Origin of the sequence: Rubripirellula obstinata (genome assembly GCF_001642955.1) — a bacterium.
Taxonomy (GTDB): domain Bacteria; phylum Planctomycetota; class Planctomycetia; order Pirellulales; family Pirellulaceae; genus Rubripirellula; species Rubripirellula obstinata.
On record NZ_LWSK01000021.1, the window covers coordinates 15,025 to 28,478 of the forward strand.

Here is a 13,454-nt window from a genome sequence, read left to right on the forward strand (position 1 = left end):
CACTCTCAAAAATTGTTGGACGATGCTTCCGGAACCAGCATTTCCAACGTCTGGTTGGTTTGTGGCAGAAAATCGAACTCCGTTTTCTGCGACGTTTCGTTCCACATCAGCCATTGTTTCAATTGTGATGCTTGAGGTGAGTCGGGCCAATTCGCAAGAATTTGGATCACATGTTCGCGTGCTTTTTTCAGATCCACTGATGTCTCGGGAACTCCCCAGTCACCCGATCGAATTCCGCTTAGCATCCAATGACCTCGGAGCTGCGTTGAGAGTGGGTTCGTGACCCGTGTCATTTGTTCGTAGGAATCGATGGCCTTTTTTAAGTCGCCAGAGATCAAAAGAGAATGATCCGCACGGATTTCCAATCGAAGCGGTTTGGACCTTATCTTCGAAGCGTGACGATTGGCCATGCGAAGAGAAGTTTTGAAAGTGGCTCTGGCTTCTTCCGCTGGCCCCGTTTCGTTATTGCGAAAATAGATGGAGGCGAGGTTAAAAGACGCATTGGCGGCGAGCCAATGGGCCAGAGGATTTTCGGGTTCGGCATCGATCGCCGACTCCGCTGCTGTCTTTGCTGAAATCAGCAAAGGCAGTGATTCAGGATCACCCGCCGACAATGCCAACGCTTGTTCCAACGCTTCGATCGAGGTCAGCAGATCATCTCGTGTCGCGCTGTCATTAGCGATAGACTCGGACAGGATCGCTCTTTCGTCCATTGTCGCGACACGCCTTGCAAGTTCACACAATGGCTCTTGATCCCATTTGCTATTGGCTGCCGCCGTCAATAGAACGTCGGCCGTCTGTTCAGAATTGCCGTCCAATGAGACCTGAATGATGGCTTCTCCATCGACTCGTCGGTAGGCGGCTGTGGTGATTTGGGACGTGTTTGGTAGCGATCCCCAAAGCAGGTAATCAACATCCATCCGGCTAGCCAAACCTTGCACGGTGGCATCGTCATCCGAAAAACCTCTTTCTCGTAGCTGCTGCAATCGTCGCCGAATGTCCATGGTGCTGGCGACCTTCACACCGGGCAGTTGGCTCATCTGACGTTTGATCGCCGTCGCGACTTGCACTGTCTTTCTGGTGGGATCAAAGGACATTGATTGAAACGGCTCGTGAGGAACGATAGCCATCTTGATAAGTCGCCGGGAACCTTCATCACCGGCTTGATTGCCATTCGCTTTAGTACTGCGTGCTGCCATCTGCAAATCGGCTCCGTTGATTGGCTTGATCTTGGCGTAATCCGTCGTCCCTCGACCAGCCGCTTCCACCAACGATTTCTGTATTTCAGGATACGACAAATCCAGCATGATCCCACCCGTGTCTGACGACAAACGATTCATGAAATCTCTCGTCTGATCGATCACTGTGGAATAACTAGCTTCGGTCTTATCGTCACTGGTGCAAAGCACGCAGTTGATCTCGATCCCTTTTTGCGCCGCCATGTTGGTTAGCACGTCATCGCTGTAGCGACGTTTTGAAGATGGGGAATCCGCGTTCGCTTTTGTCGATTGATAGGGTGGTGCGTCACCAAACATCAGAATCCATTTTGACACTTCTGGATTGTCCGACCACGGCAGTTGATTGATCGCCCGGTAGATCCCCAGGTCGGGTAGCTCGTAGAAAAAGGGAGCACCTGATTCCGGTGTCAATTTCTCGACGGCAGCAACAATGGTGTCGGCATCATTGGTGAATCGATCTAGCAACATCGTGACTTCACCGCTTGGTGATCCATGATCGCGATAGACGACAATGGCCGCTCGGACACCATCCCCACGAAAGCGTTTCAAATCATCGATCATTTGCCGAATCGATTTTTGAACGCCTGCAATTTCGGACGACATCGAATCGGTTCCGTCGATGACCAGTGCGATTTCTAGTTCACCGCTGCCAGCAGCCTTGTCAAGAAAGTTGCGCTGCAACAGCCCCATTGTTTTCCTTCGCGGAGCCTCCGTCGGGGAGAAAATCGTTTGCAACGCGCCAGAGACGGGAGCAGGTGTTGCGACACCACCTGCGGTGTCCGATTCATCCGCCAATGTATCGAAATGGAACAGCGAGCAAACCAGAAAGACAATGCAAAACTGAAACGTGCGTTTTGGTGGTGAGTATGGCATATCGTCCGCTACCAACGTGTGATGCGTGGAAATGGCGAGTTTTGGGAACAGCGACGGAAACGTTTCCAACAGTTGTTATCATAGTCTTTAGGTTTCGTCTTTTGTTGAGGATCTCGAATCAGGCAGGCACCAATCCATGAATTCCAATTTTTCACGAATCGCATATTTGTCTGTGCGACAAGTGTTTGTGTGGGGAAGCATTGGACTGCTGCTTGTCACTGGGCTGCTTGTGACTGGGCTGCTTGTGACTGCGCAGGCCTGGGCAGAACCGCCGCCGGTCAAATTGCCGTCAGAAAGTCAGTTGCCCGATTCCAGCAATCAAGACATGCGAGGGACAACGCCACTGGAATCTGAACTGCCGCAGAACGACCGAAGTAGACCGAGGCCTGCGACATTGGATTTGCCTGCTGAAGGCAAGCTGCCAGTTGATGATCCGTTGGCAGTCCAACGTGGCGCGGACGAGAATGTTGACCGTTCGACCGACCACCCACCAATTTTACGGCTGAATCATGCTGGACATCAAGCGATGATTCGGGCTTTGGACGTTTCCGAGGATGGACGGTATTGCATCAGCGGCGGCGACGATAAGGCAGCGAGGGTTTGGCAAAAGCAGTCGGAAAAAGGAGGCTGGAAACACTTTCGCACGATCCGTTGGCAAGTGGGACGCGGTAACCGTGGTCGCCTCAATTGCATCGCGATGCAAGGAGATCTGGTCGCAATGGCGGGCAATGGGGCGATGGGCGGTAATGGTGAAGTCGCCATTTTCAATTACAAGAATGGAAACCTTGTAACGGTGCTTGTGGATAACAAGGATGGTCATCGCCAGCCGATCCTAAATCTTGATTGGTGCCCTAGCGTCGATGCCCGGGCATCACAACTGCTTTCGCAAGACATGGATGGGAGAGTCCTTCTGTGGACAAAAGATGGCAATACAGGTCTTTGGTCCGGCGAAGTGCTGGTTCGACCCGACGCGGAAACTCTTGACACAAACACCGCTTCACTGCTTCTGCCCCATCGACGGTTTGCGGCCGCTGGATTCCGAACCTCACAAGAAGTTCTGGTCCCAGTCTTTGATCGGTTTGAAAAGCAGGATCAATCGAAGCCGCGTGCCATTTGGAAACTCAAACGCATCGATCTAGTTTCAAAGAAAGAACAAAACGTTGCAGACCTGGAATTCCGTGACTGTGCTCGGCAGATTGAGGCATCGCGAAAAGGAAATCGAGTAGCCGTTTTAGATGCCACTGGGCAAGCACAGGTTTTGGTGTTCGATGAAAAGGGAGCGTTCACGAAGCGCTTAGCAGTCAATGACGCCCGAACGAGGATTCAAAGTTTGGATCTATGGAACGACGGTTCCAAGCTTGCCGTCGGCACGCCCATTGCTGCAAGTGTCAATGGTGCCAATGTGGCGAGACAACAGTGGTGGGGAATCAGCGATGAATCACTCACCTTTCTGGCGGAGGCTTATCCGCGGTTCCCCGTCGGACCGATGCAGTTTGCCAATGAGCATGAACTGCTTTATTCGGCAGCCCGAAACGATGGAAACATCTACCGTAATATCGATTCGCCAACCGCAAAGGATCCGGAATTGGCAAAATCGAAAGTAACACTGGATGGAGTTGCGATGCGGGCATCCAGCAATCAACTTCCAGAAGATGTCGCATTCGCGCCCAGCGAAGATGGCTACAAAATTCGGATTCAATATCCGCCAAAGAAGGGACAGGAATCCAGCGACTTGCTCTTTGATCTGAAAACGATGCGTTTGACTTCACCGAAACGAGCGAGCGAAATTGGAAAAACGGCTTCCCACGATTGGCTGGCACTCGAAGAATCGATCGACGGGCAAAACGTCTATCGCCTGTACGACCAGAAAGAACCTCGGGGTGCCACAGTGCTGCGACCTGAATTTCATGGGCGTGGCACTTGTTTGCTTCCGTTTTCGCATACAGATTTTACGGCTGGAAATGATGGAAAGACCGAAGTCAGCGGAGTGTTGATTGGGACAGCCGGTCGTAATAACGTCTATCTGTTTCAGCCAAGCCGTTCGGGTCCCGCTCGTTTGATTCGCCAGTTCCGAGACCATTCTGCAGCGGTACGCACGATCAGCGTTTCGGACGATGCTCGTTACTTAGTGACGTCTGCGGCAGATGGATTGATCTCCATCTGGAATTGCGAAGGAGTGTTCGAGAAGTCGGAGATTCAGAATCGATGGGGGGTTGAATTGGCTGTCGAGGATCGGACGTTGGTCGTCAAGAGCATCGATCCAGCAGGACCGCTTTACTTTCGTGGCGTCCGATTGGGAGACACCATTCGATCGCTTGATTGGACGCTTAACGATGGCGAAGCCGTCTCCGAATCTGAGCCAAGCAAAATGTTGGAACGACTCAAGGACGTTCCCTTTGACATTCAGATCGTGTTTCGTACCAATCGGCAGGGACGTCCGCTGCCTGATTTCCAAAGCTATCCGGCTTGGCGACCGCTGGCGACGCTGTTTGTTGATGAAGACCGCGAATGGGCGTTCTGGACGCCAGCGGGTTATTACGATGCTTCCTTTAACGGGCATCAGAGGTTTGGTTGGCAGTTCAATCGCGGCGTCAATGCGAAGCCCGACTTCTTTCGCGCTGCCCAGTTTCGAGGACGACTCGAACGTCCCGATATTATGCGACGATTGCTACGATCAGGTTCACTTTGGGACGCCATGCGTAGCGTCACACAATTTGGTGGATTGCCACCAGGCGATCGGGCGATCGTTTCGCAAACCGATGCCAGACCGATCGTGAAAATTGTTTCGCCCGTGCCAGGTAGCGGGATTGTCCAGAGGACTCTTACCGTTGTGGCTAGCGTCGATGTTGCAAACGGTGATCGGGTCGAACAGATACGCGCTTTTGCCTCGAGTGTTCCAGCAATTTCACAACGTTCGGTTCCGCCACCGGATTCCGAAGACGGGGGAACTTGGTTTGAGTTTGAGTTCAAGTTACCGACCGCTGACGATTTACAGGTTCATGTCGTCGCCGTGACACAGTCCGGTGTGCTAGGTAGTGCTGAAACAGTTTACGATGGTTCAACGATGCCGCCAGCAACTCGACCTCCCAAAATGCATGTCCTGGCAATGGGTGCGGGGGATTACTCGGACTCGCGCATTTCCAAACTGGACTACGCCGCCAATTCTGCACGTCGATTTACGAACATGCTGCGTCTACGTTGCGGTGATACCTATCAGGTTTCGGCGGAGTCACTCTTGGACCGGAACGCTACGTCACCGTTGTGGCGAAATTGTGCCGACAGCCTCGTCCAGCGGATCTCAAGCACTGTTGCGCCGGACGACTTGATCGTGATCTATCTCTGCGGACACGGTTGGCGTGACCGCAGGAACGCGAATTGGTACTTTATTCCGGCCGATGCGGACTACGGACGATTGATGGACGACCAATATTCTGACTGTGTTTCGATCGCCGACCTGACAAGTTTGACCAAACTACCCTGCCGAAAGTTGGCCGTGATTGATTCTTGCCACAGCGGGGCAATTCAAGCAGATCTTCGTAGTGACGATTTAAAAAGCTTGCTACGTTTTTTGCAATCGGGATTGGTACTGACCATTACCGCTAGCGAAGGAAGCGAAGAAGCGGCTGAGGTTGAAGAGAAGGAGTTGGGGCGGTTCACATCGCGATGGCTCGACGCAATGAGTGGCTCGGCTGACGCAGACGGAGATCAAACCATCACGCTTAAAGAGGTGGTTGCCTACGTCGAACGGGAAGTTGCCAGCGACGCTCAAAAAGATGGGCTTTCACAGCATCCGACGGCTAGCCCACGGGAATTGATCGAAACACTCCACCTTCCTTTAGTTTCACGCACTCCAACGGTTTCTCAGATTCCTTCAGTTTATCGGGAAGACTGATCCGCTTTTCCGCAGTTTGCATCAGGTTTGGCAAACTATGACGGCTGCTTGCCAGGAATCCCCCGCTATTGGTGCGGATCGGGTTCATTCCCACGACACGTTGTGACGATCGTACTGTTTATACCCAATGCTCAGATCGTTAGACCTGGATGCATGTTGCGGGTTTTACTAATCGTCATCCGAGACTGCTTCGCAGACGTATGAGAGGCTTCCATGTTTGCCATTTCCCGTATTGCTTTACTCTTTTGCTTCTGTGTCTGCGCGGCGACATCGGCAAAGGGCCAGCTATTTGATCCTCCATCGGGCGCACCTTCACCTGGGAATCTACAAGCTCCCGTTCAGTTGAACACCGCCCCTCAGGTGCCAGTCGCCCCCTTTGATGGTCCCCCCAGCTCGCAGCAACCAAACTTGGGGCCACCTTCGTTGGACCCGTTTGACGCGGACCGTTTTGGGGACGCAAACGCTTTTGGAAACCAAGATTTCGACTTTTCCGATTCTGGGGCAACCCGAGAATCCTTTTCTTCGGCACCGACGATCATGGGCGACTCTCCCGGTGGAGTGGTAAAGGGACTTCGCGGTAGCATCACGCTAAGGCGTCAGATAACCGCGCAGGGTTTCAATCTTTCGGGAACCCCGGGAACACCAGGTGCCGTTGTCGGATTTGATGCTTCACCCTTTGGGGGTTCTCCCTCCGATGTCTTTACGACTGGCCTCGGTACTGACGTATCCGGTGACGGCCTTACTAATGTCGATACATTTTCAATCGCAGAACCGTTGCCCACCTCCGACGCACCGGGGTCATTTGGACCAGGCTTCAATTTCGATGGGGGAACGGCAACCTATGTTGGCAGCGGCGGTGGAACTACCGCCGTCAATGGCCTCTATACCGATGGCGAAAACTGGTTTCTCGATTATGGCTACACCGCAAACTTGGGCGGAAGCGGAAGCGGAAGCGGAAGCGGAAGCGGAGGCGGAGGCGGAAGCGGAAGCGGAAGCGGCAACGAGCAGCCTGTACCAGGTCCCGGCATCGCCGTTCGCAGGATCAAAATCGCGGAAAACTACTCGCCCGACGTCCGCGACCGCCTCTACCTAAACTACAGCTTCTTCAACAATTTCCAGGGCAACCTCGGCGATATCAGTCGAGTCATCATGGGAATGGAACGGGTGCTGTTCGAGGACTTGGTGTCGATTGAATATCGACTGCCCGTCGCAGGCACATTTGGAAGTACGCAGACACTGGGCGAAGCCGAACGCCGGGCACTGGAGATTGGAAATGCCTCCGCTATCCTCAAAACAATCCTGCTTCGTGGTCAGGATTACATCTGGGCAGCAGGGTTGGGTGTTTCTGTACCACTGGCGAGCGACACATCGCTCCGGGCTTCCAACGACGAAGAAATTCTGCGAGTGGAAAATGAAACCTTTCACATTCAACCTTTCACAGGCCTTCTTTACCGACCATCCGACCAGTGGGCGGTGCAAGGGCTTTTACAATTCGATTTCGCGGCCGGTGCAGATTCAGTATTCGCAAATATTGGCGGCGGCGTGCTACCAGAAATTGGTCAATTCAGCGACTCGACGCTAGGGAGTTTAGACATTGCGGCGACTAGAACAATGTTCCAAGGCGATCGTACTGACATACTTCAAGAATGGCTCGTCAATCTCGAGTTGCACTACTTGGCAACCATGGAAGAATCCGATTTTGTCATGCGAGACAACATCACTTACGAAAACCTCGCTGACAACTTCAACATCTTGAACCTAACCGTCGGATCTCACTTCGTTTTCAATAACGACTTAGTGCTGTCACCAGGCATTTCAGTTCCGCTACGTGACGGAACCGACAAACAGTTCGACTACGAAGCATTGGTTCAATTGAACTACTTTCGATAGTCGACAAAGATGAGAAACCAAGTAAATAAACCGCTAAAAAAGACCTGAAAGTGCTTCGTCAACAAGGTCTTCTCGCTTTCCAAGGATTGTTGTTTCGATTTCAGGCACCGCTTGTATCGTCAACACTTCATCGAATTGGTCTGCCCGAGTTCGACTGATGTGATTGATGATCAGCAATGCGTCGCGAGCTGTTGTAACACCATTGCGATCAACATCCGTTCGGTCACGCAGCGAGGCGGTCTTCGTATCGGCGGCCACCAATTCGCCTTCCGCAGACGTGCTTTGCCGCTGAATCTGATTCATGACCTGCAACGCGTCTAACGCCGACACCCGCCCGTCCGCCGACACGTCGAGGGTCTGCAGACTGCTGTTACCTGAGAAAACAATGTCAACCGATTCGCCGCTGATCTCAGATGCAAGAACTTCAGCAACATCAGTCTTGACAATGGTCAAAGCACTTGGAAGCCGATCAGGCGAACCGAACAAGTTCAGTATCACCAGGTCGTCCCGTCCACTGTTGTCGATATCAGCAGCCATGACATCAATCGGCGTCAAAACCGAGATCGTTTGCAATGATGCGAACCCCCCGCTGCCATCGCCAAGGAAGATTTCGGCGGCGTTGCCCTGAAGACTGACGGTTGCCAAATCGATGTTTCCATCGCCGTCAAAATCACCTAATTGAAGGTCCGAAATGTCATTCAGAGAATCAATGGAAGACAACAACAAAAGTTCATTGTCAATTAACTGATGCACATTGACCCCACCACCTCCGCCGGTACTAAAGACGGCGATCGCGTCCTCGGTTTCATTCAAAGCTCCCACGCTCAAAGCGACGACATCACCGGCCAAGATGGGATTCGATGCAGTAGGACGAAAGGTTCCGTCTCCATTACCCAGGTGAATGGTCATAGAACCTATATCTGGAGTCCCAGCCAAACCTGAATCGTAGCCAACACTACCGGTAACTAAATCCGCGTTCCCATCACCGTTTAGGTCACCTGATGCGATGGCAACCACTTGGCCCAAATCTCCAGCGACAATTACCGGACTGAACCCGTTTGCAGCGAGGTGAACTTGAAGCGTTGACGAACGAAACGACACGGTCCCGACGTCGAAAACTTGATCACCGTCAAAGTCCTCGATCAAAAGGTCAATCGTTCCGCTACCCGATTGAAAATCAATGTAGTTCGCGCTTGAACCTTGGCTGACCGAGATGCCACCGGCAATTGAATTGACGACATTATCTTGCGTTTCTAGGACACCAATCGAAGCAACCGCATTGATGGTGGTTTGTGTTCCAATGTCACGATGAACAATCATTTGCGGACGTCGGTCTACATCAATCGTTTCTGCGACCGAGTAGTTCCCGTCGAATTCTGCCAGTCGCAGGATTTTGTCATCGAAGTCCACAGCGACTAAAAGGTCACGTCCCGTCGAAGTAAAATCGCCAGCGGCAACGGATCTTGCCACCAGCCCTAAATCAACCGTCGATTGGGTGATGCCGGGCTTCTGAGCAACTGCCTGACAAGAACTTGGGATTGCGGCAGCCAGAACTTCTGATCCGCTAAGTGAGCTGAAGACATTAAAACTGCCTGAACTATCAGCCGTGTCGAAAGGCTCATCGGAATCGTGTCGACGATCACCATCGCGATCGACGAAAACGCGGGTTCCAAAGAGCGAGGAACCGCTGTCGGAATCACAGGTTACCTGGCCGGTCACTCCGCCTAAAAACTCGATCGCGACGGATGCCTCACTCGTGAATTCACCGTCGGACATGCGATACGAGAACGTGTCGTTGAGTTCATTGAAACCCGGGGTAGCGGAATTGGTCGAGACGATCAGCAATTCGTTCTCGATGCGAATGTCCAAGCCGGATTCAGTGGTCGGGTCCGTCAAAATCAACTGGGCCATCTCAGTTTCGTTAGGCGGGCCAACCGCATCATTCGCCAAAAGATCGGCAATCGAGATCGCGAACGAACCATCGTCGATGAGCTGACTCGGGGTGAGTGTCAATGAATCATCGATCGCAACGGGTGGGTCGTTGGCGGGTGTGACGTTGACCGTGACGGTTGCCACCTCGCCGGTGGGAATCCCTTCCGAATCGATGAGCGAAAACTGAAACGTGTTACTACCAAACGCATCAGGCATCGGCGTGAACGTTGCAATGAAGTCTTCGACGACGAGCGTTAGAAGCTCTGTTGTACCGGTATCCGGGCTGCTAAGAAAATTGTCGCTGGTGAACAGCGTACGAACGTCAATCGACTGTGCCGGCCCGTCTTCGAGGAGGTCGAGTCGACCATCGGCGACAGTCATGTCGTCGCTAAGAACCAGCATCTCGGCGGAACTCGCGTTGGGATCTTCTTGAAACCCATTCGCGATTCTAAATAGATCAGAGGGATCGGGACATATTGGTGCTTGACCGATAGGTGCGGCACAAATAACTCCAAACCCTCTGGACGCAAACTCTAGGGTGAAAGACTCGACTTCTTCGACTATGTCATCGTCACGGACAATGACCGGAATGATGACCGAGGTTTCACCTGCGGGAATCGTTACTTCAAGGTCGATCGGAAAAATATCCTCGTCCTCGACCGTGTTAGGGATGTACTCGAGGTTCACGGTTGTGTCTGTTGCCAGCGCATTGTCCAATCGGATGGTGAATTCACCATTCACATCCGGCTCACTTGCATTACGTGTTGTTTCGATGGAAAGGGTCGCTGAACCTGCGAGTTCTCCAAAATTGAAATTGGTCGCGGTCTCGTCGGACCCGAACGTAAGATTGCTAAATCGGTTGTCGTCGACGGAAATGCCGTCGCCTCCTCCGACGCCAATCGTTTCGATCCCGTCGCGGAAATCAACTGGCTGGATCTGCAAGAGGTCGTATGAGCCTGCGGGCAAATCCTCGAAAAGGTAGGCACCGTTTTCATCGGTCGTTGCAACGAACGGGACGTCAACACCGATCCCTTGCGGAAATAGATTCAACTCCACCGACGGAATTCCCGGCTCGTTTTCTTCTTGAATCCCATTGTTGTTGATATCGACGTATACCGTTCCAGAGACCGTCGAATTCGCCAGTTCGACGTTGGTTGAGGCTGAAGCCTCAGTGCTGCCAGACCCGTCTTCTCCGAATACTGAATCGAAGAACTGCCATGCCACGGAGACGTCATTGGCTTGAACACCCGATGCGCCCGAATCAACGACTGCATTGATGACCATCGTGAAACTATCATCCACATCCAGATTTCCTTTCGCGAATGTCACGACGCCATCGTCATCAAAGTCAAATAGCTCCTCACCGTTTGGACCAGTACCGCTGACAAAAGTCACACCGTCAGGCAATGTGCTCGTATAGTTCACTTCAGATGCAGCGACATTGCCGACATTCGTGACCACGCTTGTGTAGGTCAGCAATGAGCCCGGTATCGCTGTTGCATCGGAGACATCATGGGAGATCTGCAAATCAGCAAACTCGGGAGCCATAATTGGTATGATCTCGAAAGATGCACCACTGGAGTTGTTCGTTTCGATAGTATCCACGGCTGCGAGCGTGGAAACTTCCACCGATGCACCCTGACTTCCCGGACTATCGAGGTTAACGGATAAGGTGAATGAGATGCTCTCACCGGCGGCTAGCGATCCGAACGGAAAAGCCCCGTCAGCAAATATGTCTGGGAAACCGATGTTACCGGGAACGTCAAATGATAAACCCGACGAAAGGCTGCCAACAATAATGATTTCTAATGCATCTGCCGGTCCGAGGTTTTCAATCGTGACATCGAAAGAAGCTGTATCACCTTCCCTGAAATCGCCGAAACTAAATTCAATGGGTGTCGTCGCCCGCAGATCCGCCAGCGGTATCAGGCCAAAGTCGACGGTTGTATTTGTGTTTGGGTCATCGTCATCGTCATCGATGGGTTCGGATTGCGAGGCCAGGGTCACGGGCGCGGAAATGATCGCACCACCCGCAATTGCCTGGGTTCCATTATCGTCATTGTCCAGATCGTCATCCGGATCTGGGGCAACGGTGGTAAACAGGCTGCTGGCATGACCAAACAGAACGCCATTCGGATTGCTGCTGCCGGTGTTGTCCGCGAACTGGCTAGCCGGGATGACGACACGATATTCACCTGGATCGAGGTTGTTAAACCTGTACCGATCCAGGCGCGAAGTCGTCGTACCGATGGGACTATCGTTGAAGCTCAGGCTGTCGCCGGGATCAAACGGCAAAAGATTTCCTGTGACATCATAGAGGCGGACTTCAACCGAATCTCCAAATTGGCTGCTATCAATGTCCAAGAGTCCATCATTTAATGCCTCGGGGATGCCAGTCACTCTACCCGATATATCCAAAAAGAGCGTTCCGCCAAGGGTCAGAGGTTGGATGTTTGGTAGGTCCAGCGTAAATACGTCGGTTCGCCGAGCTTCAATGAGCGACACCTCAATGACGGTGTCCTCGTTATCTTGATTCAAAACCAATTCAATCGCGCCAACATCATTGAAGTTTGCACCACCGCTCGGTTGTGCGGTAAAAGCACTAAAGGGCACAAACAATTCTTCAAACTCCGCGGTTCCTGGTGCGGAAATGGTCGCTACCGATACTTCGGTATCGCTGGTGTAGACTCTGATTTCAAAACTTTCGTCGATCGTTACCGCAAAACGAGTGTTCAAGAGGATCCCACCACCGCCTGCCAATGGTTCATCCGCGGTGCCGCCACCAAGCGAGATGTTGTTCAAACCCAGTGGATTCAAACTGATTTCTCCGTCTTCGCCGTCGTATTGCAGCAGTGCTTCACCGTCACCAAAAACTGTATCAACGGCAACTCCATCGCCGCTTCCCGCCGTTAGACTGAATCGAATCCGTGCACCTCCCATACTCCCGGGGTCAGTCGTCAACTGAGCATCTCGCTCTCCGCCTATGGTGCCGCTAAGGCTACTTTGAAAATCAACCGCAGAGGGAGTAGGGCTGACGATCTCGAAGTTGAAGCTGTCCACATCCGAAAAGTCATCGATCAGTGCGGTTCTTTCCCCGTCGGCTTGATCGACCGTTACCAAAACTGGCTGGATATGGCTGGGGGCGTTCAAACCGCCAACGGCTGCCTGGCGAACGAAATAGTTGCCTACTTCCAAACCGTCAAAGCGATAAATTCCTGTCACAAGGTCGGTCTGAACCGTGTCAACAAGTGAGTCGCTTGGGTCGAATTGACCCGGATCAAGACCGTCGTCGCGGAAAAGCTCTACTTCCACGCCGCTCGCACCAGGACTTCCCGGACCAACGACGTCATCGAATGAATCTACCAGTACCGGTGGATCACCTGGTGACGGTCCATCGTTGTTGAGGTCGATGAATACCGCACCCGTGATCGATGCCAGATCTGTTGCCAGCAAGTATCGCGATTCCAGTAATTCACCCGCCAAGCGTCGCCTCCGATTTCGCGACGCTCGGCGAAGTCTACGTTTGCTCCCTCCAAGGCGAGATGGGATCGATTGCGAGTATCTACTGCTGCCGGGCATTGACATAAAGTCACCTGGTATTACTTACACGAAAGGTTGTCAAAACGTTA

The 13,454-nt window shown here is 52.5% G+C and carries 4 protein-coding genes; 2 read left to right on the forward strand and 2 right to left on the reverse strand.

Annotation, left to right across the window (positions count from 1 at the left end; all coding sequences use genetic code 11):
* Positions 1-5: 5 nt before the first annotated feature.
* Positions 6-2,180: a vWA domain-containing protein gene (locus tag RC85_RS08210; RefSeq protein WP_084422475.1), complete on the reverse strand. Its 2,175-nt coding sequence runs from the start codon at positions 2,178-2,180 to the stop codon at positions 6-8.
* A 67-nt stretch (positions 2,181-2,247) separates the two neighbouring features.
* Between RC85_RS08210 and RC85_RS08215 the strand changes: the two genes are divergently transcribed.
* On the forward strand, positions 2,248-6,003 hold the full coding sequence (locus RC85_RS08215; RefSeq protein ID WP_068260988.1) for a WD40 repeat domain-containing protein: 3,756 nt from the start codon (positions 2,248-2,250) through the stop codon (positions 6,001-6,003).
* A gap of 342 nt (positions 6,004-6,345) precedes the next feature.
* Positions 6,346-7,893 (forward strand): hypothetical protein, encoded by a 1,548-nt coding sequence (locus RC85_RS08220; protein WP_162273188.1) that lies wholly within the window; start codon positions 6,346-6,348, stop codon positions 7,891-7,893.
* Positions 7,894-7,926: 33 nt separating this feature from the next.
* On the opposite strand, the gene RC85_RS08225 is transcribed toward RC85_RS08220, so the two are convergent.
* Positions 7,927-13,308 (reverse strand): SdrD B-like domain-containing protein, encoded by a 5,382-nt coding sequence (locus RC85_RS08225; RefSeq protein WP_068260996.1) that lies wholly within the window; start codon positions 13,306-13,308, stop codon positions 7,927-7,929.
* Positions 13,309-13,454 lie beyond the last annotated feature (146 nt).